This is a genomic window from Nocardiopsis alba (assembly GCF_000710955.1).
Classification (GTDB): domain Bacteria; phylum Actinomycetota; class Actinomycetes; order Streptosporangiales; family Streptosporangiaceae; genus Nocardiopsis; species Nocardiopsis alba.
This window is the reverse complement of record NZ_BAZE01000001.1, coordinates 318,029-342,163: the sequence shown is the minus strand read 5'-3', so window position 1 is coordinate 342,163 and position 24,135 is coordinate 318,029. Positions and strand designations below refer to the sequence as shown.

Sequence of the window (24,135 nt, the reverse complement as noted above, 5' to 3'; positions counted from 1 at the left end):
CCCGGCCGAGGGATGACACCCTCCGCGACCGACACCTACCCTCGAAGGATGATCTACCGGCTCGTCGGCGAGGGGGCCATGGTCCTTCACATGGCCTTCCTCGTCTACGTGGCCGTCGGCGGCTACCTCGCCTGGTACCGCCTCCCCGCTCTCTGGCCGCACATGGCCTGCGCGCTCTACGGGCTCGGCATCACCCTCATCGGCTGGGACTGCCCCCTCACCGACATCGAGACCTGGGGCCGTGAGAGGGCCGGACAGGCCGGACTCCCGCCCGGCGGCTTCATCGAGCACTACCTCACCGGCGTCGTCTACCCGCGGGAGCACCTCCTCACCGTCCAGCTCCTCGTCGCCCTCAGCGTCGTGGTGTCCTGGATCGGTGCCCTCATCCTCCACAGACGTCGCCAACGCCACTCCTCTGAGAACCGGGCGTAAAGATCGCGAATGGATCCCCGTCGCGCTATTCACCCACCGGGTATGTGTGCTTACCGTCGAAGCATGACCGTTGTGACCTGGGACTCCTACCGCGCAGCAGAGCACTTCATCATGCGCAGCGCCCGGCTCGTCGACCGGCACCGCTTCGCCTACCACTTCCAGTCCGGACCGGCGGAACCCGTGCGTGCCGCCCTGGTCGCCCACCGCAATCTCGACGGGGGTTACGGCAACAGCCTCGACCCCGACCTGCGTGGGCACTCCAGCCAGCCCGTGGCCACCGAACTGGCCCTGCGCCACCTCGACGAACTGGGAACGATCCCCGAGGATCTCGGCTACGGCGTCTGTCGCTACCTGGCCTCGGTCTCCAACGACGACGGAGGGCTGCCCGACGTGCTGCCCAACGTCCGCCACACCGAGGCCGCGCCCTGGTACCAGCACACCACCGACTTCTCCAGTCGTCTCGACGTCACCGCGAGCATCACGGGGTTGCTGCACAAGAACCACATCACCCACCCGTGGCGCGACCACGCCACGGCCTTCTGCTGGAAGAGGATCGACGCGCTCGGCTGGACCGACCCGCACGAGGCCATCGGCATCTGCCGATTCCTCCAGTACGTGCCCGACCGGCCACGCGCGCTGACCGCGATGAACCACCTGTCCACCATGATCCGCGCCGTCATCGACGTGCACCCGCGCGCCACCGGCCACGTCCACACTCCGTTGGACCTGGCATCGCACCCCCACCACATCGCCCGGCCCCTGTTCACCGACACCGAGATCGAACACAACCTCGAGGTGTTCGAGGACCAGCAGCGCCCCGACGGGGGCTGGGATGCCTGCTGGGACCACTGGGACACCACCGCGACCTTCGAACGCGAAGGGATGCGCACCATCCAGCGCCTGCGCATCCTGCGCGCCTACGGACACCTGGTCCCGGACCTCCCCCGGCCGCGCCGCGCCCGCTGACGACGTTCCGCTTCCGGCTCCGGGGAGAGGCCGGAGGCGGAACACCTCAGCCCAGCGCCGGAAGACGCGCCCCGGCCGCCTCCAGAACAGAACGTTCCACCCGCTCCGACGAACGCCCCGTCACCGCGCGCACGGCCGCCACCGTCGCCTCACCGCCGTCCCACACCCCCGGCAGCACCCGCTCCAACGCGTCACGATCCGCGGCCCCGAACAGGACATCGCGGACCAGGGTCAGCCCCTCCGGGGAGATCCACGGATCCCGGCCCAACGCGTCCGCCAGGTCCAGCCCGTGCAACGACAGCTCCATCACCCGCGTCACCAGGTAGTCCGTCAACGTCATCGCGTCCCCATGCCGGGTCCGCACGGCCCGGTCGAGCGGCTCGACTGCCAGACGCGCCGACAGCTCCCGCCGGACGCGACCCAACACCCGCCCCGGCTCCCCGGCGTCCGACCGCCGGGCCGCCTTCTCCACCGCGCTCTCCACCCGCGCCCGGTTCACCTCCGGGGAGAAACGGACCTCGGGCCGGTAATAGCCGAAGGCGGACACCGACACCTCCTCGGCGGCGGGGGAGGGGCCCTCCAATGCCACCGTCGTCTGGTGCAAGGAGCCCACCGTGTGGACCGCCAACGCCGCCACGTCCCACGGAGGACACCGAGTGGTATAGACCGCTTCGCGCTCCGACAGGCCCGAAAGGGCGTTTTCCAAAGAGGTCGCCTCGGCCGACAGAGCGGCCAGGACACGGTCACGTTCGGACACCACGGAACCCTCCGGAGGATGACGAGAACCCTGACAGGGCAACGATCCCAGGCCTCCCGCCACCCCCGGAGCGCACCCCCTGGCCATCACGGAGGGTCACCGAATTCACCCCCGCAGCACCTCGTATACGACGGATCGCAACCTGGTTTAGACCACTTCATCCTCCGAACGCTCTAAAGTGATACGTGTGACACGTAGAGCAAAAATCGTCGCGACCCTGGGACCCGCCACCTCGAGCCCGGAGACCCTCCGGCGTCTCGTGGACGCCGGTCTCGACGTCGCGCGACTCAACCTCAGCCACGGAACCCACGATGACCACCTCGCCGGTCTGACCAACCTCAGGCAGGCCGCCAAGGACGCGGGCCGGGCCGTCGGCGTCCTCGCGGACCTCCAAGGCCCCAAGATCCGCGTCGGCACCTTCCCCGACGGGCCCATCGAACTCGCCGAAGGCGACGAGTTCACCATCACCACCGAGGACGTCCCCGGCGACTCCACCCGGGTCTCCACCACCTACAAGGGACTCCCCGGCGACGTCCGCCCCGGCGACCGCGTCCTGATCGACGACGGCCGCGTCGTGCTGGAGTGCACCAAGACCACCAGCACGGACGTCCAGACCCGCGTCATCTTCGGCGGACCCGTCTCCAACCACAAGGGACTCAACCTCCCCGGAGTGGCCGTCAGCGTCCCGGCTCTCACCGACAAGGACGAGGAGGACCTGCGCTGGGCCCTCCACCAGGGCGTCGACATGGTCGCCCTCTCCTTCGTCCGCAGCCCGGCCGACGCCGAGGAATGCCACCGCATCATGGACGAGGAGGGCATCACCGTCCCCCTCATCGCCAAGATCGAGAAGCCCCAGGCGGTCGAACGCCTCCACGACATCATCGAGGTCTTCGACGGTGTCATGGTCGCCCGAGGCGACCTGGGCGTCGAGCTGCCCCTCGAGAACGTTCCCATGGTGCAGAAGCGCGCCATCGAACGCTGCCGCGACAAGGCCAAGCCGGTCATCGTCGCCACGCAGATGCTCGAGTCCATGATCGGAGCCCCCCGGCCCACCCGCGCCGAGGCCTCCGACGTCGCCAACGCCGTCCTCGACGGAGCGGACGCCGTCATGCTCTCCGGAGAGACCAGCGTCGGCAAGTACCCCATCGAGACCGTCGAGACCATGGCCCGCATCGTCGGCGCCGCCGAGCAGGAATCCCTGCGGGCCTCGCACATCCTCAACCGGGTGCCCGAGACGACCGGCGGGGCCATCGCCCGCGCCGCGGCCGAGATCGGCGCCACCGTCGGAGCCAAGGCCCTGGTCGCCTTCACCATGTCCGGTGAGACCGCGCGGCGCCTGGCCCGCTATCGCTCCCCCATTCCGCTGCTGGCCTTCACCACCGAGGCGAGCACCCGCGGACGGCTCTCCCTCACCTGGGGAGCCGAGACCAACCTGGTGCCCTGGGTCGACAACACCGACGACATGGTCCGCCAGGTCGAGAGCGAGCTCCTCCGTCTCGGCGACTACAACAAGGGCGACAAGATCGTCATCGTCGCCGGAAGCCCGCCCGGAACCCCCGGTTCCACCAACTTCCTGCGCGTCCACCGCCTCGGAGACACCGTCTCCCTGAGCAGCTGACGCACGGCGCCACGACGGCGCACCCCACGGGCCGCATCAGGTCCGGCCCGGAGCTCGGCGTATGAGCCGCGCCAGAGCGTTCCGGGCCGACCGGTGCGGTCGGCCGGAGACGCGGGGATCACTCCTGACCGGAGGAGACCCCGCCCTCGAAGGACACCCGTTCCAACGGCATGTCCCACGGCAACAGATTCCAGGGACTACGCGGATCCTCGTCCAGAAGCCCCAGCGCCACCCACACCCGATCCGCGTCGCCCTCGTCGATCTCCACCCGACGATCCGGCCACAGCAGATAACCGGCGTGGAACGCCGACGACAACCGCCCCCACGAGGAATAGCGGCGCTGGAGATCCGAGGCCACCCGATGCAACAACGTCTGCGTCTCCACCGGACTCAACCAGTCCAACGTCGCCCCGCCGCACACCAGCCGGATGATGTGCACCGACTTCCACCACTGGTAGGCGCCGATCATCACCGTCTCGTCGCCCTCGGAGACACCGGTCACCGTCCGCAGACGCGTCACCTGCTCGGACGTCAATCGCACCATCGCACCGGTGTCCGCGCCACCGTCGGGAAAACGCGACCGGGCCAGCCCCGCCTTCAGGTCCACCACCAGATCCAGGCTCGGACCGTTGCGCAGCTCCTCCAACAGACCGTCGACCGCCGCCAACAGCGAATCACGGTCGACCACGCCCCACTGGCGCTCCAACATCCTCCGGTAACGACGACGCAGACTCGGACGGGCCACCACGTCCCACGGCTCGGCCAGGGCCACCCGGAACGGGGCGGCCACCGCGGCCGCCCACCGCTCGGTGCTCAAGGGGGCGTCGGGTGTCTTGGTGCGGATCGTGGGATGCTCCCGCGCCCCCACGACCAGTTCGGCGAACGAGCCGCCGGCCAGGACGGTCAACGGAACGAACGACCAGCCGGGAAGATCCAGGGCGACCAGCGCGACCGCGAACAGGGCCACCGGAGCCCACAGCCACGGTTGACGACGCCGGGACCCCCAGGCCACCACGACCCAGGCACCGATCACCAGCGCGCCGATCACCCCGGCCACCGCGGTCAACACCCGCTTCCCCTCTCCTCGCGCAAGCCCGTCCGGACCGGGCTTTCCGCATCAAGGATCAGGGACATCGAGTGTTCTCGGCGCCCTGAGCCACAGGTTGTACTCAGGTTGTGGCCGTGATGTGACCGGTTCAGGCCGCTGGGATCACTTAAAAGTGACAAAAGGCCTATTACGGGTCGAAAGGGCTGGGTAAATACGAAGGTTCCGGCCGCACACGACCCGGCGACCGGAACCCCGCGAGAACCTCGGAAACGCCCTACCCGAGCGCCTCCACCACCACCTCGGTGGCCTCCGCGATCAACGAGTCCTGAGGCTCGGCGTCCTCCACCTCCATGGTCGACAACACCGCCAGCACGATCGGATCGCCCTCCTCCGGCCACACCACCGCGATGTCGTTACGCGTCCCATAGCCGCCGGTCCCGGTCTTGTCGCCCACGACCCAGCCCTCGGGCACACCCGCCCGGATCACGGCGTCGCCCGTCATGTTGCGCACCAACATGTCCACCAGGACCTCACGACGATCCTCCGGAAGCACGTCCCCCAACGTGAACGCCTCCAGGCTCCCCGCCAGAGCCTCCGGAGTACTCGTGTCCCGCTCATCACCCGGGACCGCCGCGCTCATATCCGTCTCATACCGGTCCAGGGTCGTCACATCGTCCCCGGTCAGCTCCTCCAAGGACTCCGTGAACCCCTCGGGACCGCCCAACTCCTCCAACAACAGGTTCGCCGCCGCGTTGTCACTGAACCGGACCGTCGCGTCGCACAACTCCAACAACGACATCCCCGTCCCCACGTTCTCCTCGGTGATGGGGGAGTGGGACACCAGCACGTCCTCGTCATAGGTGATCACCCGCTCCATCTCCTCCAACGAGTTCTCCGACAACACCACCCCCGCCAACAACGACTTGAACGTCGAGGCGAAGGCGAACCGCTCGTCCTCCCGAAACTCCACCTCCTCACCCGAACCCGTGTCCAACGCGTACACGCCCAGGCGCGTGTCGTACTCGGCCTCCAAGGCCTCGAACTCCGCCTCCACGTCCACCAGCGCGTCCGCCGACGACACCTCCTCCGAAGCGCCCTCCCCGGCGGTGCCACAACCCACCAAAGGCACCAACGCCAACGCCGCGACCAGGCCGGACCGCACAGGACTCCACATGACAAAGACCCCCAGGAGATCGAGAGAACGGACCGGACCCGGCCCGCCCCCGTAGTCTCACCACACTCCGCCCATGCCGTCCAAGACGGAAACGATCAATCCCATGCGTTTTCGATATGATCCCACCTCATGGACCTCGTAGGAGCCTGCGTCGCCTTCGTCCACGTCAGCGACCGAGGCAGCTTCACCCACGGCGCCGCCGCCGCGCGCATCCCCCAACCCGTCGCCAGCCGACGCATCGCCGCACTCGAGAAACACCTCGGCGCCCCCCTCTTCGACCGCTCCACACGCCACCCCACCCTCACCCAGTTCGGACACGCCGTCCTCCCCGCCGCACGCCGCCTCATCGACCTCGCCCACACCCTCGAACACGACGCCGCCACCGCCCGCCGCACACCACTGCGCATCGCCGTCCCCACCACCTGCACCACACTCGACCTCGCCCACCTCACCGCCCACGCCCGAGAACACGACCTCAACCTCGAACCCCACCCCGCACCACCCGCCCAACGCACCCACCTCCTCCACACCCACCAGGTCCGCACCGCCCTCACCGCCGTCCCACCCGACCAGGCCCACTGGAGCGCCCCCCTCGGCCTCGCCGCCCACCGACCCCCCGCCGCCCACACCCTCTACCTCGAAACCCTCCGAGCCGGCCGCACCGACACCACACCCCGCCGACGCCTCTGGATCCAACCCGAGGACGACACCCCCCACATCCGCGACCCCCTCACCCGCACCGGCACCTCACTCGGACTCCACCCCGCCCAGATCACCCTCGCCACCGACCTCAGCACCGCCACCGCCGAAGTCCTCACCAGCGACGACCTCCTCCTCTGCACACCCGCCCAAGCCGAACGACTCGACCTCCACTGGCGTCCCATCGGAGAGATACGACCCACCCGCGACCACACCATCACCGGAGAACACGCCGAAACCCTCCGCACCCACCTCCACCCGCACATCGCCCGCTGCCTCGGAGCCCACACCCCGTGATCACCCACCACCTGCGCACCGAACTCGACGAAGCCGGCCTCCACGCCTCCTTCCTCGTCCGCGACCTCCACACCGGACACGAGATCGGCATCGACCCCGACACCGAATACGCCACCGCCTCCCTCGTCAAAGTCCCCCTCGCCCTCGCCACCCTCCACCGCATCCACCAAGGCGAACTCGACGGCGCCACCCGCATCGAGATCACCCCCGTCCCGGCCGTCACCGGACCACCCGGAACCGGCCCCTTCGGCCTCAGCAAATTCCGCCACCCCGTCACCATCGCCATCGACGACCTCCTCCACCTCAGCACCTGCCTCAGCGACAACACCGCCGCCGAAGCCCTCTTCGACCTCACCCCGCCCGAGACCGTCGACCGCCTCCTCCGCGAACACGACATCCACGGCATCACCGTCCGCCACAGCATCAAGAGCCTGGGCTCCACACCCGCCGAACGCCTCGCCCCCGACGAGAACCACCTCGCCCAGACCCTCGCCATCCGCGCCGGCACCGACGGACGCGGACACGACATCCCCCAACTCGACGTCACCCTCGCCAACTCCGGCTCCGCCCGAGCCCACATCGAACTCCTCCAAGCCCTCTGGCGACCCACCGCCATCCACCCCGACGTCGCCCGACGCGTACGCGGACTCATGGCCGACAACGCCATCCGCCACCGCCTCGCCCCCGACTTCACCACCGACGCCTCCACCTGGGCCTCCAAGACCGGCACCGTCCTCAACCACCGCCACGAGATCGGCGTCGTCGAACACGAGAACGGCGAGGCCTACGCCATCGCCGCCCTCACCGCCTCCCAGGTCCCCTCACGCCACCAACCCGCCGCCGAAGCCCTCATGGGACGCGTCGCCCGCACCCTCCGCGACCACCTCCGCTCCGTCTGACCCCGCCTCTACACTCGGCCCGCCACCACCGAAGGAGACGGCCGACCATGAACCGCGAACGCGAAAGACAGAACCTGCGACTCCTCCGCGCCCGCGACGCCATGGACCGCGACTACGCCCACCCCCTCGACGTCCCCGCGCTCGCCCGCCTCGCCCACCTGTCCCCCTCCCACTTCACCCGCCTCTTCCGCGACACCTTCGGCGAGACCCCCTACCGCTACCTGCGACGACGCCGCCTCGAACGCGCCTGCGCCCTCCTCCGCGACACCGACACCCCCGTCACCGACATCGCCCTCATGGTCGGCTTCGAAAGCCTCGGCACCTTCAGCCGCACCTTCACCGAGGTCATCGGCCGCCCACCCACCCGCTACCGGGCCGAAGTGGCGCCCGTCCACGTACCCGCCTGCTTCATCAAGGCCTGGACCCGACACGGCGGTTTCGGATAAGCACATCCCCACCCCCTCGGCATAGCGTTCGAACATGTTCACAGGCATCGGCATCACCTCCATCCAGGTCCTCGACCAGGACGAGGCCCTCGACTTCTACGTCGGCACACTCGGATTCCGGGTATCGAGCGACGTCGACCTCGGCTTCATGCGATGGCTCACCATCGCCCTGCCAGACGACCCCGACCACGAGATCCTCCTGGAGGTCCCCGGACCACCCGCTCTCAGCGAGGAGACCGCCGCCCGGGTACGCGACCTCACCACCAAGGGCGCCCTCGGGCTCGCCGCCGTCCTCGACACCGACGACTGCCGCGCCACCTACGAGGAGCTCCGCGCCAAGGGCGTCGAGTTCACCCAGGAACCCGTCGAACAGCCCTACGGCATCGACTGCGCCCTGCGCGACCCCTTCGGCAACCACATCCGCGTCACCCAGCGCACCCCCATGAAGGAGATCACCGAGGAGGTCCGCAAACGCTGGGAGGAGAGCGAGCGCTGAGCGTCCCCGCCCGCCCGAACGAGAAGGACGGATCGTCCGGGCGGGCGGCTCAGTACTCGGGCCCCACGAAGCCGTCCATCCGCGCCACCGCGTCCCGCTTGGACACGGATACGACATGCAGGTCACGACGCGGTTCCTCGCGACGTTGCACGTGCCTCTTCCAAGCGATGCCCAGCCGATCCAGGGCCTCGGTGAACAGCTCCACGATGTCGACCGAGACGTTCACGAACTGGTACCTCGGATACTCGTAATGCGTCCGCCCGTCCTTCGGCGTCTTCCGTTTCACCCGGTTGACCAGACGACAACCATCGGAGTGGATCAGGCCACGGACGAAGGGTCCGGTGTGCTCGTCCACGATCCGTCGCTGCCAGGGCTCCAGGACGATGCGGCGTTCGTGCTTCTTGCCGGGGCCGTGTTGGGGGAGAAGACACGGCCAGTGCTTCCAGTTCCCGTGCACCTCGGTGCAGCCTTGCGAGGGAACCCGGGAGACCACGTGATCCGGACGGATCAGCGCCAGAGCCCGGGCACACTCATCGATCAGTCCGGGCCGGTCGTCGGAGCACATGATCCGTAACCGCCAGACCCCCTTGGTCGGATCTCCCGCCGGGGTCAGACAACCGTCCCCCAGATAGAGCCCCAGAAGATAGGCGTAGGAATCGGGCCTGGAGGGAGGGCGGGGGATCGGCTCGCACCGGGGGCAGAGGTCGGTACCGAGATACCTGTCCACGAGAGAACGGTCTCGAGTCCACTCGCGGAGGGTGGAACGGTCGATCCCCGTCCGCCGGCTCACTTCGGTGGAGGAGATTCCGGAATCGAGCAGAGAGACGGCCAGGCGCCTGTCATGAGGTGAGTACATAGCGTGCATGTTCGCTCACGCATACGACATTCCGGTTTGGAGGCCTCTGAACAGCAAGAAAGCCACCCGCGTATGGCGAGTGGCCGATCTGTGCCCCGAGTGGGATTCGAACCCACACTGTATGAGGTTTGAGCTCATCTTCTCTGCCGGTTGGAATATCGGGGCGAGTGCACTTGTCAAGTGTTTCTCTGAAATTTTTCTGCTGTCGGTTCCGGTGACGCGCGGTCAACGGTGGGGTCACGATCGACCGGCATTGCCGGGGCCGACGAACAGCATACTAGCGGATCTCGGTAACCTCGTATACGTGACGAGGACGCAGAGCCGTGTGGTGATCGCGGAAGACGAGGCCCTGATCCGCCTGGATCTCAAGGAGATGCTCGAAGAGGACGGCTATGCCGTCGTGGGCGAGGCCGGCGACGGGGAGGCCGCCATCAGGCTTGCCCGGGAACACCGTCCCGACCTGGTGATCACCGACATCAAGATGCCGGTGCTCGATGGACTGACGGCCGCCGAGCGGATCGCCGCCGAGCGGATCGCCCCGGTCGTGATCCTGACGGCCTTCTCCCAGCGTGAACTGGTGGAGCGCGCGCGTGAGGCGGGGGCGATGGCCTATCTGGTCAAGCCCTTCAGCAAGTCGGACCTGGTGCCGGCGATCGAGATGGCCACCTCCCGTTACGCCGAGTTGGCGGCGTTGGAGGCGGAGGTGGGCGATCTCCAGGATCGTCTGGAGACGCGCAAGGTCGTGGAGCAGGCCAAGGGGCTGTTGCAGAGCCGGCACGGGATGAGCGAACCGGAGGCGTTCCGGTGGATCCAGAAGAATTCGATGGATCGCCGGCTGACGATGCGCAAGGTCGCGGAGACCGTGGTGGAGACCCTCGGAGGTCAGAAGGGCTAACGAAGGTTCCGTAGGCGGGCTGAACACCCGTCGTGGATCGGATCGATCAGGGGTCGTGTCCCGTGTGGGGCGCGGCCCCTTCTTCGTGTGCGCGGGCTGTTCCGTGAGTGGTCGTTCGGACACCGACGGTGGGTCCACGTCCCTGATCAGTTCGTGTTCTCGGCATATTTCTGAACGGGTGTTCAGGGTCAATGCGTATCCCGTACCGATTTGATATCGCTTGCGCACAATGGGGTGACGGTTGGGTCACGTGGCTTAAGCGGCGCTGAATGGTCGGCATAAATCGGGCTAAACTCACCGCACCGAACAGCTAAAGGACAGTGGCCCCCGAATCCTCATATAGGGGTGCCACCTACCTCAGATGCGCAAGGAGCGCGCGTGCGCACACGCCTCGTGACCGTGTTGCTCGCCCTGATCACCGCATTCCTGGTGATCCCGGGGGCGGCGGCGACGGCAGACGAAGAGGGCGGTGAATCGCTGCACGGTCAGATCGTTCAGCCTGATGATCGTGATCAAGGTGTCGAGGGCATCGAGATCACGGTCTTCCAGGAGGGCGACGAGATCGTGGCGGCGGCCACCGACCCCGATGGAATGTGGGAAGCGGAGCTGCCCGGACCGGGCACCTACCGTGTGGTGGTGGACCAGGAGTCCATCCCCGACGATTTCGCCGTTCGTGAGACGCCGATGCTCTCGAACGGTGAGGCGGAGGTCGAGGTCGAGTCCGGAGACCGGCGGCCGTTCATCGTTCTTCTGGACGTGGCCGGGGCCTCGTCGGGTGCGGAGGCCGAGCAGTCGGAGTCTCCCTCTCCGGACGACGAGGCGACCGAGGGCGACGACGAGGGGTCGTCGGCCGAGGACGAGTCGGTGGAGGTCGAGGGCGTCAGCGGCGGCTTCGGCGAGCGCTTCGTGCAGCTGACCGCGGCCGGTCTGCTGTTCGGCCTGGTCATCGCGGTCTCCGCGATCGGTCTGTCGCTGATCTTCGGGACGACGCAGGTCATCAACTTCTCGCACGGTGACATGGTCACCTTCGGCGCGATGATGGCGTTGCTGTTCAGTTCGGGCGCGGCCGGTATGGGCAATTCGCTGTTGGCGATCTTCGCCGGTCTGGGTGTGGCGGTCCTGTTGGGCGCCTTCATGGAGGGCAGGCTCGGCCGTACGGTCCTGGTCGCCCTTCAGTGGGTGTCGGTGATGGCCGGTATCGCCCTGGCGACGGTGCTGGGCGTCTTCTTCCCGGATCTGGGGTGGAAGGTGCCGCTGTGGGCGGCGGCCGGTATCGCGGTGGTCATGGGCGCCGTGTTGGGCGGCTCGTTGGAGCGTTACCTGTGGCGTCCGCTGCGCAAGCGCAATGTCGCGCTGATCCAGATGTTCATCGTCTCGATCGGTCTGGCGTTGGTCCTGCGGCACGTGATCCTGGTGATGTTCGGTGCGAACCGGTCGCGTTACGCGGGTTTCCAGGTGCAGGAGTTGGTGCACATCGGGCCGATCTCGATGCCGCCCCGGGATCTGGTGATCATGGGCGTGGCCGTGGTGGTCCTGGTGCTGGTGGCGTGTCTGTTGCAGTTCACGCGGATCGGAAAGGCGATGCGCGCGGTCTCGGACAACCGGGATCTGGCGGAGTCCTCCGGTATCGACGTGGACCGGGTGACGCTGTACGTGTGGCTGCTCGGTGGCGGTCTGGCGTCGCTGGGCGGTGTGCTCTTCGGTTTGAACCAGGTCGTCGACTACGAGATGGGTTTCCGTCTTCTGTTGCTGATGTTCGCCGCGGTGATCCTCGGTGGTCTGGGCACGGCGTACGGAGCGATGGTCGGCGGTATCTCGGTCGGTCTGGTGGCGATGTTGTCCACCCTGTGGTTCCCCACGCAGTTGATGCAGGCGTGGGCTCTTGCCCTGATGATCCTCATGCTGTTGGTCAGGCCTCAGGGTCTGCTCGGGCAGCGCGAGCGGGTCGGCTAGGAGAGGTTGACGATGGATATTCTCATGATCCTCGCCGAGGCCGCTCGATCCGCGGTGGGTCCGATCGCCGCGATCTACGCGCTGGCGGCGGTCGGTCTGAACATGCACTTCGGGTACACGGGGTTGCTGAACTTCGGCCAGGTCGGCTTCATGCTGGTGGGCGCCTATGGCGTCGGTATCAGCGTGGCGGTCTTCGGTCTGCCGGTGTCGGTCGGGTTCCTGGTGGGTCTGGCCTGTGCCGTGGTGTTGGCGTTGCTGTTGGGTATTCCGACGCTGCGGTTGCGGGCGGACTACCTGTCGATCACGACGATCGCGGCGGCGGAGGTGCTGCGTCTTGTGTACCGGGCGGGTTTCGCCGAGTCGGTGACCAATGGCGTGTACGGGTTGCAGAACCTGTCGTCGGGGTTCCGCGCGGTGAATCCGTTCGACGGGGGCGCGCGGTACGGCTTCGGTTCGTTCGTGTTCACGGGCAACCAGCTGTGGTTGATGACGGTGGCGTGGGGCCTGGTGGGCCTGGCCGTGTTGTTGACCTGGTTGTTGATCCACAGCCCGTGGGGGCGTGTGATCAAGGGCATCCGTGAGGACGAGGACGCGGTGCGCAGCCTCGGTAAGAACGTGTTCGCCTACAAGATGCAGGCGTTGGTCCTGGGCGGTCTGCTGGGTGCTCTGGCGGGCGCGATGCTCGCGATGCACCAGGGGGCGATCCAGCCGGACCAGTTCAAGCCGCAGGTGACGTTCTTCCTGTGGGTGATCCTGCTGTTGGGCGGCGCGGGTCGTGTGTTCGGTCCGATTCTCGGTTCGATGGCGTTCTGGTTCTTGATGAGTTTCACCGACGGGCTCTTGAGGTGGATGGGGCGCGAGGGTTGGTTGCCCTTCCTGTCGGGTCCGGACTTCGGTGCGATCCAGTTGGCCTTCGCCGGTGTGATGTTGGTGCTGTTGATCGTCTTCCGTCCGCAGGGGCTCATCGGCGACCGCAAGGAGATGTTGGTCAATGTCAAGTGACGAGGTGAACGGTTCCGCGGCGGTCGTCGACCGGATGGCGGGGGCGCTGCCCGAGCCGGGGTCGGCCAAGTCGGATCCGATTCTGGTGGTCGACGGTGTGAAGCGTTCCTTCGGCGGTCTGACCGCGGTGGACGTGGAGCATCTGGAGGTCCAGCGGGGCACGATCACGGCGTTGATCGGGCCGAACGGCGCGGGCAAGTCGACGTGCTTCAACCTGTTGACCGGGTTCGATCGGGTCGACTCGGGTCGGTGGACGTTCGAGGGGAGGTCGATCAACGGCAAGCGGGGTCACCAGGTGGCCCGGGCCGGGATGGTGCGGACCTTCCAGTTGACCAAGGCGCTGACGCGTCTGTCGGTGCTCGACAACATGTTGTTGGGAGCTCAGGGGCAGACGGGCGAGCGGATGGGGGGCGCGTTCCTGCGCTCCGTGTGGGGTCGGCAGGAGAAGGTCAACACCGAGCGTGCTCTGGACCTGTTGGAACGCTTCAAGCTGATCGACAAGCGTCGGGACATGGCCGGGGCGTTGTCGGGTGGTCAGCGCAAGCTGCTGGAGATGGCGCGCGCGTTGATGACCGATCCGAGCATGATCATGCTCGACGAGCCGATGGCGGGGGTGAACCCGGCGTTGGTGCAGTCGTTGTTGCACCACATCACGTCGTTGCGCGACGAGGGCAAGACGGTCCTGTTCGTGGAGCACGACATGGACGTGATCATGGGGATCAGCGACTGGATCGTGGTGTTGGCGCAGGGGCGGGTGATCGCGGAGGGTCGTCCTTCGGACATCCGGTCGAACCAGCAGGTGATCGACGCCTACCTGGGTGCCCAGGAGGTCGAGGACGAGGGCTCGGTGAGTGGCGATGAGTGAGGGCAACGGGGCCTCGGGTTCCGGGCCGGAGGAGGTTCCGGTCGAGGCGGCGGAGGCGTCCGCCGTCCAGGAGCACCGTGAGGAGCTTCTGGAGCAGGCGGAGGCCGCCGCGGTGGAGGTGGGCGGTCCGGAGGATTACCTGCTTCTGGCCAGGGACATGGTGGCCGGCTACGTGCCCGGGGTGAACATCCTCAACGGGTGCACCTTGACGCTCACCGAGGGCGAGGTCGTGGCGATCATCGGGCCGAACGGCGCGGGCAAGTCGACGTTGATCAAGACGATCTTCGGTCTGATCCCGGTGCGCGAGGGCTCGTTGACGCTGCGGGGTTCGAGTATCGCCGGGTTGCCGGCGCACAGCCTGGTGGAGCGGGGCGTGGGTTACGTTCCGCAGACGCGGAACGTGTTCCCCTCCCTGACGATCGAGGAGAACCTGCAGATGGGGGCGTTCCTGCGTCCTCGGACGTTCTCGGAGCGGTTCGCGGTGGTCTCGGAGTTGTTCCCGTTGTTGGGGGAGCGGCGTCGGGCGAAGGCCGGGTCCCTGTCGGGCGGTGAGCGTCAGATGGTGGCGATGGGTCGGGCGTTGATGATGAACCCGTCGGTGCTGTTGTTGGACGAGCCGACGGCGGGGTTGTCGCCGATCTATCAGGAGGAGGTCTTCCAGCGGGTCAAGGAGGTCAACTCCACGGGTGTCTCGGTGATCATGGTGGAGCAGAACGCCCGGCGGTGTCTACAGATCTGTGATCGTGGATACGTCCTGGATCAGGGGCGTAACGCCTATACGGGTTCGGGGCGGGATCTGTTGAACGATCCGAACGTGATCGAGTTGTACCTGGGGACGCTCGCCAAGGGGTGATCCGGTGGTACGAGGAGGGGGTGGGCCCGCGGGCCCACCCCCTCTCTTCGTTCCTCGCGCGGTGCGCCCGTCGGTCAGTGGCCGTCGGCGCTGTAGTCGACGTAGTCGAGGATCTCGTAGCCGTCGGGGCCGAAGTGGAAGACCTCGAAGGTGGCGGAGGTGGGGTCGCCGTTGTCGTCGAAGTCGATGTCGCCGCTGACGCCCTGGTAGTCGATGCTCTGCCCCTCGGCGAGCAGATCGCGGCATTCGGCGAAGGCGGTGCACTCGGTGCCGTCGGGGCGGCTGATCTCGGGGAGGTGTTCGACGTATTCCTCGGGCGAGGTGGAGCCGGCGGATTCGGCGGCCAGGGCGATGGCGGTGACGCAGTCGTAGACCTGGGGCGCGAACTGGAAGACGTCGAGTTCGGGGGCGAAGGCGCGGAGTCCTTCGTTGAACTCGGGGTTGTCGGCGCTGGGCGCGACCCCGGTGGTGCCTTCGATGAGGCCGGGGGCGTCCACGGTGATGGTCTCGGCGAGGCCGGGGTCGTTGAGGCCGTCGGTGAGGTAGAACCGCTCGCCCCCGATGTCGCTTTCGAGGAGCGCCGCCATGACCTGGGCGCCCTCTTCGAAGGAGATGAGGGCGACGGCGTCGGGGGCGGCCTCGACGATGCCGCCGACGACGGCGCCGAAGTTGGTGCTGTCGGGATCGTAGGTCTCGGTGAGGACGACGTCGATGTCGAGGGCGCGGAGTTCCTCTTCGACGGTGGTGAGGTAGCCGGTGCCGTAGCCGTCGGCGCGGGCGACGACGGCGACGGAGGTGTTGCCGTCGTCGGCGATGCGCCGGGCGAGGACGGGGCCGGCCATGAGGTCGCTGGGGGCGGTGCGGAAGAAACGGCCGTCGTCGTCGATGTCGGTCAGGTCGGGGGCGGTGCTGGAGCCGGAGCACTGGACGATGCCGGCTCCGGTGACGGTGTCGTAGGTGGCCTGGCTCATGGCGGAGGAGGCGGCGCCGATGACGGCGTTGACGTCGTCGCTCACGAGGCCGTTCGCGGCCTCGTCGGCCCGGGTGTTGTCACCGCCCTCGTCGGCCCGGACGGGTGGGGGGACCTCGGCGCCGAGGATGCCGCCGGCCTCGTTGATCTCGGAGATGGCGTATTCGGCGGCGGCGATCTGGGCGGGGCCGAGGAAGGACAGGGATCCGGTCTGGGGATAGAGGATCCCGTAGGTGAAGGTGTCCTCGGTGTCCCCGGTGAGGGAGCAGGAGGCGAGTACGAGGGCGAGGGCCGCTGTGGACAGCGCCAGGGCTGGTCGGGTCGTCATGGGGGTCCGTTCGAGTGGGGTTCCCGGGTCGTGTGGCGGTCGGGCGGGATGGGGGACGACCGTGTCCGGGGGATGACAGCCGTACGGGGGTGCGGGGCGGGGCCCCGCACCCCCGATGGGCGCGTCTGGGTGTCGCTGGTGGTCTCACCTCGGGGGCGTTACGCCCGGGAGGTCACTCCTCGGAGGAGTACTCCTCGTAGCCGAGGACCTCGTGGCCGTCGGGGCCGTAGTGGAAGACCTCGAAGGTGGCGGAGGTGGGGTCGCCGTTGTCGTCGAAGTCGATGTTGCCGCTGACACCCTGGTAGTCGATGCTCTGCCCCTCGGCGAGCAGATCGCGGCATTCGGCGAAGGTGCCGCACTCGGTGCCGTCGGGGCGGCTGATCTCGGGGAGGTGCTCGACGTAGTCGGCCGGGGAGGTGGAGCCGGCGGACTCGGCGGCCAGGGCGATGGCGGTGACGCAGTCGTAGACCTGGGGCGCGAACTGGAAGACGTCCAGGTCGGGCGCGGACTCGCGGAGTCCTTCGTTGAACTCGGGGTTGTCCGCACCGGGGGCCACACCGGTGATGCCCTCGACGACGCTGGGGTCGTTCTCGTTGACGGTGGTGCCCAGGTCGGGGTCGTTGAGGCCGTCGGTGATGTAGAGCTGGTCGCCTTCGAGGCCGCTCTCCAGGAGCTCGGCGACGACCTGGGCGCCCTCTTCGAAGGAGATGAGGGCGACGGCGTCGGGCTCCTCACTGCTCACGGCGTTGATGACGGAGTCGAAGCTGGTGGCGTCGGGGTCGTAGGTCTCGGTGAGGACGACCTCGGCTCCCAGGCCCTCGAGCTCGTCCTTGACCGCGCCGAGGTAGCCGTTGCCGTAGTCGTCGGCGCGGGCGACGATGCCGACGCTGAGCTGGTTGTTCTCGACGATCTTGCGGGCCAGCACGGGGCCGGACATCAGGTCGCTGGGCGCGGTGCGGAAGAAGTAGCCGCCGTCGTCGATGTCGGTCAGGTCGGGGGCGGTGTTGGATCCCGAGCACTGGACGATCTCGGCACCGGTGATGGTGTCGTAGGTGGCCTGGGTCATGCCGGACGCCGCCGCGCCGATGACGGCGTTGACGTTGCTGTTGACGAGGCTGTTGGCGGCCTCGTTGGCCTGGGCGCCGTCGCCGGCCTCGTCACCCTCGACGATCGCGGGGACCTCGGCGCCGAGGATGCCGCCGGCCTCGTTGATCTCGGAGATGGCGTATTCGGCGGCGGCGATCTGGGGCGGGCCGAGGAAGGCGAGGGCACCGGTCTGGGGGTAGAGGATCCCGAAGGTGAACTCGTCACCTCCGTCGCCGTTGCCACACGCGGTCAGCCCCAGTACCAGGGCCGCGGTCGCGGCGGTGAATCCTAGGACCTTCTTGCTTGCCATGATCGTGGTCGCTCCGTTCAACCGGCGTCGCACGGCCTGGGTCGGGGGGTGGCCGTGCCGATGGTGAGGATGTGTTCTGATGCCCTTGATGTGTGGCATGGCTTAATCAGGAACTTTAGGGGAGCTTAATCACGTAAGTTCGGCTTCGGGAAGTGTGGGGGAGTGGTTGCGTCCTACTCGCCTCCGTGCCGTTATGAAGCTGTGGTCATCGGGTACTCGGTGCCACGTCGTGCCTCCTGAGGGTGCGGCCCGGGCGGCGTGCGTGTTCTCGTGGTACTCCGTCCATATGCGAGAAGGCCCGCCCCGGGCGGTGGCGCTCTTGCCGGGGCGGGCCTTCGGTAGTCGTTCTGGGGTTGTTCGTGAAGTCGGGCTCAGGTTCCCTGGGGGGCGCCGTTCGGCTTGTCCCGCAGCATGCAGGTCAGGCGGGAGGTGCAGACCTTGCGTCCCTGGTCGTCGGTGATGACGATCTCCCAGGTGGACAGGGTCCGGCCCAGGTGGACGGGGGTGGCGACACCGGTGACGTGGCCTTCGACCGCGGAGCGGTGGTGGGTGGCGTTGATCTCGATGCCCACGGCGACGCGGTCGAAGCCGTGGGCGTGGATGCTGGAGCCGATCGAGCCCAGCGACTCGGCCAGGACGCAGGAGGCGCCTCCGTGCAGGAGCCCGAAGGGCTGGCGGTTGCCCTCCACCGGCATACGGCCCACGACACGCTCGGCCGTGGCCTCGGTGATCTCGATGCCCATCGTCTCGCCCAGGCCCGCGGAGAGGGCGCCGGACTCCAGTAGATCCCGCAGTTCCCCGGCGTCTGTACTCATGATGGTGCCTTTCGATCCGCTCAGGTGGTCCCTTACCCGGTCGAACCGGCCGGGGTCGGGTGGTGTTCTCGTGGTGATGGCCTCGGAGTGTCCGCGGCGCATCCTAAGATCTCACCTGTGGTGACCAAGCGAGAGACCCCCGAACAGACAGCCCCGACCGCCGGTGGGCGTCCCCGCCTGCTCCTTCTGGACGGCCACTCGATGGCCTTCCGTGCCTTCTTCGCGCTGCCGGTGGAGAAGTTCGGGACCAGTACCGGGCAATCGACCAACGCCGTGTACGGGTTCGCCTCCATGCTGGTGAAGCTCTTGCGCGATGAGGAGCCCACCCATGTGGCGGTGGCCTGGGACCTGTCCGGTCCCACCTTCCGGGACGAGGAGTACGACGGTTACAAGGGGGGCCGGTCCGAGACCCCGCCGGAGTTCCCCTCCCAGGTTCCGCTCACCCAGGACCTGATGCGGATGATCGGGGTGACCAACCTGTCCGCGCCCGGCTTCGAGGCCGACGACGTCATCGCGACGTTGGCGCACCAGGGTTGCGAGGCGGGGATGGAGGTGCTGATCGCCTCGGGCGACCGGGACGCCTTCCAGCTCGTCACCGAGGACTGCACGGTCCTCTACCCGGGCAAGAGCCTGTCCGACCTGCGCCGGATGGACCCCGAGGCGGTCCAGGACAAGTACGGGGTGCCGCCCGAGCGCTACCGCGACCTGGCCGCCCTGGTGGGGGAGAAGGCCGACAACCTTCCGGGCGTGCCCGGGGTCGGCCCCAAGACCGCGGCCAAGTGGATCACGAAGTTCGGTTCCCTGGAGGCGCTGGTCGAGCGCGCGGACGAGGTGACCGGCAAGGCCGGGCAGAACTTCCGCGACCACCTGGCCGACGTCCTGCGCAACCAGCGGCTCAACAAGCTGGTCACCGAGGTGCCGCTGGAGTCGGACGTGCGGGACCTGGGTCTGGGCGAGACGGACCGGGCCGGCGTGGACGCGCTCTTCGACAACCTGGAGTTCGCCTCCAACCTGCGCGAGCGGCTGTACGCGGTGGTGCGCACCGGCGACGACGGCCGTGAGGGGGCCGAGGACGGCGCGGACGTCGCCGGTTTCGACGTGGACGTGACCGTGGCCGAGACCGGCCGGGTGGCCGACTGGCTCACCGAGCACGCCTCGGCGGACGGTGTCACCGGGGCGGCCCCCGCCGGGATCGCCCTGGAGGGCACCTGGGGGCAGGGCACCGGCCGTGTGGACGGGCTCGCGGTGACGGTCGCGGGCGGTGCCTCGCTGTTCGTGGACCCCACCCTTCTGGACGCCTCCGACCATGAGGCTCTGGCGGCCTTCCTGGCCGACCCCGCGCGGCCCAAGGTGGTGCACGAGTACAAGGGCGCGCTGTTGGCCCTGGGAGCGCACGGCTGGGAACTGGGCGGGGTGGTCAGCGACACCGCGTTGGCCGCCTACCTGGTCCAGCCCGGGCAGCGCCGGTTCGACCTGCTCGACCTGTGCCGTAAGTACCTGGGTCTGGAGCTGGAGGAGAAGGACGACGGCGCCCAGCTCTCCCTGGACCTGGGCGAGGAGGTCGAGAACGGGCGCGGACACGGGCTCGCGGTGCGGGCCGCCGCCGTCCGCGACCTGGCCGTGGTGCTCTCCGCCGAGCTGGACCGTCGTGGGGGCGACCATCTGCTGCGCGAGGTCGAGCTGCCGCTGGTGGACGTGCTGGCCAGGATGGAGCGGGCCGGTATCGCCGCGGACCGCCCCTACCTGGAGGAGCTCCAGGGCGAGTTCGCCTCGGCAGGGCGCGCGGCGGTGGCCCGGGCGCACGAGATCGTGGGGCGTGAGTTCAACCTGGGCTCGCCCAAGCAGTTGCAGCAGGTGCTCTTCGAGGACCTGGGGCTGCCCCGGACCAAGAAGATCAAGACGGGGTACACCACCGACGCGGACGCGTTGGCGTGGCTGGCGACCCAGAGCGACAACGAGCTGCCGGGGGTGCTGCTGCACCACCGCGACCAGACCAAGCTGCGGACCACGGTCGAGGGTCTGATCAAGACGATCGCCGACGACGACCGCATCCACACGACCTTCAACCAGACGGTGGCGGCGACCGGCCGGCTCAGCTCGACCGACCCCAACCTCCAGAACATCCCGATCCGCACCGACGTGGGGCGTCGTATCCGGCGGGCGTTCGTGGTGGGCCCGGGCTACCAGGAGCTGTTGACGGCCGACTACAGCCAGATCGAATTGCGGATCATGGCGCATCTGTCCGGTGAGCAGGCGTTGATCGACGCCTTCAACAGCGGCTACGACTTCCACGCGCACATGGCGGCGCAGGTGTTCGACATCGACGTGGAGGAGGTCGACGGGGAGGCGCGTTCCCGGATCAAGGCGATGAGCTACGGGTTGGCCTACGGGCTGAGCGCCTACGGTCTCTCCCAGCAGTTGGGGATCGCCCCTGACGAGGCCAAGAAGCTCATGGAGGACTACTTCGCCAGCTTCGGCGGGGTGCGCGACTACCTCCACGAGGTGGTGGAGCAGGCGCGCAAGGTCGGCTACACCGAGACGATCCTGGGCCGGCGGCGTTACCTGCCCGACCTGACCAGCGACAACCGTCAGCGGCGGGAGATGGCCGAGCGGATGGCGCTCAACGCGCCGATCCAGGGTTCGGCGGCCGACATCATCAAGGTGGCGATGCTCCAGGTGGACGCGGCGCTCACCGAGGGCGGGCACGCCTCCCGGGTGCTGTTGCAGGTGCACGACGAACTCGTGGTGGAGGTCGCTCCGGGCGAGCGTGAGGCGGTCGAAAACCTCGTGACGCACGAGATGGGCACGGCCTATGATCTGCGTGTTCCGCTGGGTGTCTCGGTCGGCAGCGGGCAGAACTGGCATGACGCCGCGCACTGAGGGCGCTCCGGGGCCCGGTCGGCGCGGGTAGGAGAGGAGCGGGAACGGTGACGGGAAGCGACGAGACCACGAAGGGTCTGGCCGTGGGGCCGGTGACCGTTCCCGCCGAGGAGTTGAGGTGGCGTTTCTCCCGGTCCTCGGGGCCGGGCGGACAACACGTCAACACCTCCGACACCCGGGTGTCGCTCTCCTTGGACGTGGCCTCCTGTCGGGCTCTGGGGGCCACCCGCAGGGCCCGGGCTCTGGAACGTCTCGAAGGGCGCCTGGTCGACGGGGTGCTGACGGTGTCGGCGCAGAGTCACCGTTCCCAGACGCGCAACCGGGTGGAGGCCAGGGAGCGGATGGCCCGCCTTCTGGAGGAGGCGATCGCGCCTCCGCCGCCGGAGCGTCGTAGCCGTCGGCCCAGCAGGGCCGCGAAGCGGCGACGGGTGGACGCCAAGAGACGGCGGGGCGAGGTCAAGCGCTCGCGTTCACGTCCTCCGATGGACTGAGAGGCTCGTCGATCCGGGGGATTCGTGATTTTTCGGAGGAATCCTCACGGTCGCCGCGAAGGGGTGTTCTCCGAGGGGCGACATCGGGTGGCGCGCCTGGTCGGAGGGTCGGCGTGGCCCGGTTGAACTTCCCCTCGGGGCTCGGGTAAATTGCGTCCATCATGGCCTTCGCCGGGTTGGCGTTCCCGGGTTCCGATTGACCAGGACGCCCATGTCTCATATTCTGGCCTCAGTGTTGTGGGTTCGTGCGTGCGTCTGTCGTCTCCGTAGGGGGCGAAGGGTTGCACCGCATCGGTCACCACTCTGGACCCGGTAGTCGGCGGTCACGGACGGCTCGTTCCGTACATGTGGCCCTGCTTCTTGCATCTGGACGACGGATCGACCAGCCCGAACCCACGACGTGCCCATTTTCTGAACCTGTCCGTATCCGGAGTCCACCCACAAATGACGAGCAGCACCGAGGCCACCTCGACACCCCAGGTAGCGGTCAACGACATCGGGTCCGAGGAAGCCTTCCTCGCGGCGATCGACGAGACCATCAAGTACTTCAACGACGGTGACATTGTCGAGGGCACCATCGTGAAGGTCGATCGAGACGAGGTCTTGCTCGACATCGGCTACAAGACCGAGGGTGTGATTCCCTCTCGGGAACTGTCGATCAAGCACGACGTCGACCCCGGTGAGGTCGTTGCCGTCGGCGACCAGGTCGAAGCCCTCGTTCTCCAGAAGGAGGACAAGGAAGGCCGTCTGATCCTGTCCAAGAAGCGCGCTCAGTACGAGCGGGCCTGGGGCACGATCGAGAAGATCAAGGAAGAGGACGGCGTCGTCACCGGCACCGTCATCGAGGTCGTCAAGGGTGGTCTCATCCTCGACATCGGCCTGCGCGGCTTCCTGCCCGCCTCCCTGGTCGAGATGCGCCGTGTCCGCGACCTCCAGCCCTACGTGGGCCGTGAGCTCGAGGCCAAGATCATCGAGCTGGACAAGAACCGCAACAACGTGGTCCTGTCCCGCCGTGCCTGGCTCGAGCAGACCCAGTCCGAGGTTCGCCAGACGTTCCTCAACACCCTCCAGAAGGGTCAGATCCGCAAGGGCGTCGTCTCCTCGATCGTCAACTTCGGTGCCTTCGTGGACCTGGGTGGCGTCGACGGTCTGGTGCACGTCTCCGAGCTCTCCTGGAAGCACATCGACCACCCGAGCGAGGTCGTCGAGGTCGGCCAGGAGGTCACCGTCGAGGTTCTCGACGTGGACATGGAGCGCGAGCGCGTCTCCCTGTCGCTCAAGGCGACCCAGGAAGACCCGTGGCAGCAGTTCGCCCGGACCCACCAGATCGGCCAGGTCGTTCCCGGCAAGGTCACCAAGCTGGTTCCGTTCGGTGCGTTCGTGCGCGTCGAGGAGGGCATCGAGGGTCTGGTCCACATCTCCGAGCTGGCCGAGCGCCACGTCGAGGTGCCGGAGCAGGTCGTCCAGGTCGGCACCGAGATCTTCGTCAAGATCATCGACATCGACCTCGACCGTCGTCGCATCAGCCTCTCGCTGAAGCAGGCCAACGAGGCCGTCTCGCCCGACCAGGTGGACTTCGACCCCACCCTGTACGGCATGGCCGCGGACTACGACGAGCAGGGCAACTACAAGTACCCCGAGGGCTTCGACCCCGAGAGCGGCGAGTGGCTCGAGGGCTTCGAGGCTCAGCGGGACGAGTGGGAGCGCAGCTACGCCGAGGCGCAGGCTCGCTTCGAGGCTCACCGCAAGCAGGTCGAGGAGGCCCGCGCGGCCGAGGACGCCGCCGCCAACGCTCCCCTCCCCGAGGAGGAGGAAGAGTACACCGGTGGCGGTCAGACCGGTTCGACCGGCTCCGACAGCGGCAGCAGCGGTGCCCTGGCCTCCGACGAGGCCCTGGCCGCTCTGCGCGAGAAGCTGGCGGGTGGTGGCGAGTCCTGATCGACTCGTCCATCGGGCGCGAGCCCGAGTGACACTCTGACGAGGGGCCGTCTCCACCATG

General features: G+C 67.9%; 22 protein-coding genes and 1 tRNA gene. 15 read left to right on the top strand and 8 right to left on the bottom strand.

Annotated features, from left to right (window positions below; genetic code table 11):
- Positions 1–48 precede the first annotated feature (48 nt).
- Both TR33_RS01430 and TR33_RS01425 read left to right on the top strand, forming a co-directional pair.
- Positions 49–432 carry a DUF2784 domain-containing protein gene (locus TR33_RS01430; RefSeq protein ID WP_042281274.1) on the top strand — a complete coding sequence of 128 codons (384 nt, stop codon included), beginning with the start codon at positions 49–51 and terminating at the stop codon, positions 430–432.
- Positions 433–504: 72 nt separating this feature from the next.
- On the top strand, positions 505–1,398 hold the full coding sequence (locus TR33_RS01425) for a hypothetical protein (protein WP_042280966.1): 894 nt from the start codon (positions 505–507) through the stop codon (positions 1,396–1,398).
- Between the two features lie 46 nt (positions 1,399–1,444).
- On the opposite strand, the gene TR33_RS01420 is transcribed toward TR33_RS01425, so the two are convergent.
- The gene (locus tag TR33_RS01420) at positions 1,445–2,155 is read right to left on the bottom strand and encodes a maleylpyruvate isomerase N-terminal domain-containing protein (RefSeq protein WP_042280964.1); all 711 of its coding nucleotides are present in this window, start codon (positions 2,153–2,155) and stop codon (positions 1,445–1,447) included.
- Positions 2,156–2,342: 187 nt separating this feature from the next.
- Here TR33_RS01420 and pyk point away from each other — a divergent pair, with 187 nt between their 5' ends.
- The gene (gene pyk / locus TR33_RS01415; RefSeq protein ID WP_026124910.1) at positions 2,343–3,773 is read left to right on the top strand and encodes a pyruvate kinase; all 1,431 of its coding nucleotides are present in this window, start codon (positions 2,343–2,345) and stop codon (positions 3,771–3,773) included.
- A 118-nt stretch (positions 3,774–3,891) separates the two neighbouring features.
- On the opposite strand, the gene TR33_RS01410 is transcribed toward pyk, so the two are convergent.
- Positions 3,892–4,842 (bottom strand): DUF1266 domain-containing protein, encoded by a 951-nt coding sequence (locus TR33_RS01410; protein WP_042280962.1) that lies wholly within the window; start codon positions 4,840–4,842, stop codon positions 3,892–3,894.
- 253 nt (positions 4,843–5,095) lie between these two features.
- Positions 5,096–5,995 carry a class A beta-lactamase gene (bla, locus tag TR33_RS01405; RefSeq protein WP_199806088.1) on the bottom strand — a complete coding sequence of 300 codons (900 nt, stop codon included), beginning with the start codon at positions 5,993–5,995 and terminating at the stop codon, positions 5,096–5,098.
- A gap of 129 nt (positions 5,996–6,124) precedes the next feature.
- On the opposite strand from bla, the gene TR33_RS01400 reads away from it, so the two are divergent.
- From TR33_RS01400 to TR33_RS01385, 4 genes are read left to right on the top strand one after another with little or no spacing between them, the layout of a single operon-like run.
- Positions 6,125–6,991, top strand: coding sequence for a LysR family transcriptional regulator (locus TR33_RS01400; protein WP_014908293.1), 867 nt, complete (start codon positions 6,125–6,127; stop codon positions 6,989–6,991).
- Positions 6,988–7,890 (top strand): serine hydrolase, encoded by a 903-nt coding sequence (locus tag TR33_RS01395; protein WP_014913285.1) that lies wholly within the window; start codon positions 6,988–6,990, stop codon positions 7,888–7,890. The genes TR33_RS01400 and TR33_RS01395 overlap by 4 nt, the downstream gene beginning before the upstream one ends.
- 47 nt (positions 7,891–7,937) lie before the next feature.
- Entirely contained in the window at positions 7,938–8,336 is a 399-nt protein-coding gene (locus TR33_RS01390) for a helix-turn-helix transcriptional regulator (RefSeq protein WP_042280960.1), read from the top strand.
- Between the two features lie 34 nt (positions 8,337–8,370).
- Positions 8,371–8,832, top strand: a complete 462-nt coding sequence (locus tag TR33_RS01385; protein ID WP_042280957.1) for a VOC family protein — start codon at positions 8,371–8,373, stop codon at positions 8,830–8,832.
- A 49-nt stretch (positions 8,833–8,881) separates the two neighbouring features.
- On the opposite strand, the gene TR33_RS01380 is transcribed toward TR33_RS01385, so the two are convergent.
- Positions 8,882–9,688, bottom strand: a complete 807-nt coding sequence (locus tag TR33_RS01380) for a helix-turn-helix domain-containing protein (protein ID WP_017534045.1) — start codon at positions 9,686–9,688, stop codon at positions 8,882–8,884.
- Positions 9,689–9,779: 91 nt separating this feature from the next.
- Positions 9,780–9,853: transfer RNA gene (locus TR33_RS01375), tRNA-Leu, on the bottom strand.
- 160 nt (positions 9,854–10,013) lie between these two features.
- Here TR33_RS01375 and TR33_RS01370 point away from each other — a divergent pair.
- From TR33_RS01370 to TR33_RS01350, 5 genes are all read left to right on the top strand, one after another.
- Positions 10,014–10,583, top strand: a complete 570-nt coding sequence (locus TR33_RS01370) for an ANTAR domain-containing response regulator (protein WP_014912456.1) — start codon at positions 10,014–10,016, stop codon at positions 10,581–10,583.
- A 378-nt stretch (positions 10,584–10,961) separates the two neighbouring features.
- The gene (locus tag TR33_RS01365; protein ID WP_014912920.1) at positions 10,962–12,536 is read left to right on the top strand and encodes a branched-chain amino acid ABC transporter permease; all 1,575 of its coding nucleotides are present in this window, start codon (positions 10,962–10,964) and stop codon (positions 12,534–12,536) included.
- 12 nt (positions 12,537–12,548) lie between these two features.
- Positions 12,549–13,538 (top strand): branched-chain amino acid ABC transporter permease, encoded by a 990-nt coding sequence (locus TR33_RS01360; protein ID WP_042280955.1) that lies wholly within the window; start codon positions 12,549–12,551, stop codon positions 13,536–13,538.
- Positions 13,528–14,403 (top strand): ABC transporter ATP-binding protein, encoded by an 876-nt coding sequence (locus tag TR33_RS01355; protein WP_026124909.1) that lies wholly within the window; start codon positions 13,528–13,530, stop codon positions 14,401–14,403. Before TR33_RS01360 ends, TR33_RS01355 begins: the two co-directional genes overlap by 11 nt.
- Entirely contained in the window at positions 14,396–15,256 is an 861-nt protein-coding gene (locus TR33_RS01350; RefSeq protein WP_026124908.1) for an ABC transporter ATP-binding protein, read from the top strand. The genes TR33_RS01355 and TR33_RS01350 overlap by 8 nt, the downstream gene beginning before the upstream one ends.
- A gap of 74 nt (positions 15,257–15,330) precedes the next feature.
- Here TR33_RS01350 and TR33_RS01345 read toward each other — a convergent pair whose 3' ends face one another.
- The 3 genes from TR33_RS01345 to TR33_RS01335 all read right to left on the bottom strand — a co-directional run bounded on the left by TR33_RS01345 (position 15,331) and on the right by TR33_RS01335 (position 18,765).
- Positions 15,331–16,554 (bottom strand): ABC transporter substrate-binding protein, encoded by a 1,224-nt coding sequence (locus tag TR33_RS01345; RefSeq protein WP_017534039.1) that lies wholly within the window; start codon positions 16,552–16,554, stop codon positions 15,331–15,333.
- 172 nt (positions 16,555–16,726) lie between these two features.
- Positions 16,727–17,950 (bottom strand): ABC transporter substrate-binding protein, encoded by a 1,224-nt coding sequence (locus TR33_RS01340; protein WP_042280954.1) that lies wholly within the window; start codon positions 17,948–17,950, stop codon positions 16,727–16,729.
- 371 nt (positions 17,951–18,321) lie between these two features.
- The gene (locus TR33_RS01335; protein ID WP_017534037.1) at positions 18,322–18,765 is read right to left on the bottom strand and encodes a PaaI family thioesterase; all 444 of its coding nucleotides are present in this window, start codon (positions 18,763–18,765) and stop codon (positions 18,322–18,324) included.
- A gap of 117 nt (positions 18,766–18,882) precedes the next feature.
- Between TR33_RS01335 and polA the strand changes: the two genes are divergently transcribed.
- The 3 genes from polA (at position 18,883) to rpsA (ending at position 24,074) form a co-directional block, all read left to right on the top strand.
- The gene (polA, locus tag TR33_RS01330; RefSeq protein WP_042280952.1) at positions 18,883–21,645 is read left to right on the top strand and encodes a DNA polymerase I; all 2,763 of its coding nucleotides are present in this window, start codon (positions 18,883–18,885) and stop codon (positions 21,643–21,645) included.
- Between the two features lie 47 nt (positions 21,646–21,692).
- Positions 21,693–22,136, top strand: coding sequence for an alternative ribosome rescue aminoacyl-tRNA hydrolase ArfB (gene arfB, locus TR33_RS01325; protein ID WP_014911236.1), 444 nt, complete (start codon positions 21,693–21,695; stop codon positions 22,134–22,136).
- Positions 22,137–22,580: 444 nt separating this feature from the next.
- Positions 22,581–24,074 (top strand): 30S ribosomal protein S1, encoded by a 1,494-nt coding sequence (gene rpsA / locus TR33_RS01320; RefSeq protein ID WP_014912405.1) that lies wholly within the window; start codon positions 22,581–22,583, stop codon positions 24,072–24,074.
- Positions 24,075–24,135: the final 61 nt, after the last annotated feature.

Bases quoted from the DNA above. Each gene is read 5' to 3' on its own strand.
- TR33_RS01335 (WP_017534037.1), bottom strand. From the start codon at position 18,765: ATGAGTACAGACGCCGGGGAACTGCGGGATCTACTGGAGTCCGGCGCC.
- TR33_RS01380 (WP_017534045.1), bottom strand. From the start codon at position 9,688: ATGTACTCACCTCATGACAGGCGCCTGGCCGTCTCTCTGCTCGATTCC.
- TR33_RS01345 (WP_017534039.1), bottom strand. From the start codon at position 16,554: ATGACGACCCGACCAGCCCTGGCGCTGTCCACAGCGGCCCTCGCCCTC.
- TR33_RS01340 (WP_042280954.1), bottom strand. From the start codon at position 17,950: ATGGCAAGCAAGAAGGTCCTAGGATTCACCGCCGCGACCGCGGCCCTG.
- TR33_RS01390 (WP_042280960.1), top strand. From the start codon at position 7,938: ATGAACCGCGAACGCGAAAGACAGAACCTGCGACTCCTCCGCGCCCGC.
- TR33_RS01430 (WP_042281274.1), top strand. From the start codon at position 49: ATGATCTACCGGCTCGTCGGCGAGGGGGCCATGGTCCTTCACATGGCC.
- TR33_RS01350 (WP_026124908.1), top strand. From the start codon at position 14,396: ATGAGTGAGGGCAACGGGGCCTCGGGTTCCGGGCCGGAGGAGGTTCCG.
- TR33_RS01385 (WP_042280957.1), top strand. From the start codon at position 8,371: ATGTTCACAGGCATCGGCATCACCTCCATCCAGGTCCTCGACCAGGAC.
- rpsA (WP_014912405.1), top strand. From the start codon at position 22,581: ATGACGAGCAGCACCGAGGCCACCTCGACACCCCAGGTAGCGGTCAAC.
- TR33_RS01355 (WP_026124909.1), top strand. From the start codon at position 13,528: ATGTCAAGTGACGAGGTGAACGGTTCCGCGGCGGTCGTCGACCGGATG.
- TR33_RS01360 (WP_042280955.1), top strand. From the start codon at position 12,549: ATGGATATTCTCATGATCCTCGCCGAGGCCGCTCGATCCGCGGTGGGT.
- TR33_RS01400 (WP_014908293.1), top strand. From the start codon at position 6,125: ATGGACCTCGTAGGAGCCTGCGTCGCCTTCGTCCACGTCAGCGACCGA.
- bla (WP_199806088.1), bottom strand. From the start codon at position 5,995: ATGTGGAGTCCTGTGCGGTCCGGCCTGGTCGCGGCGTTGGCGTTGGTG.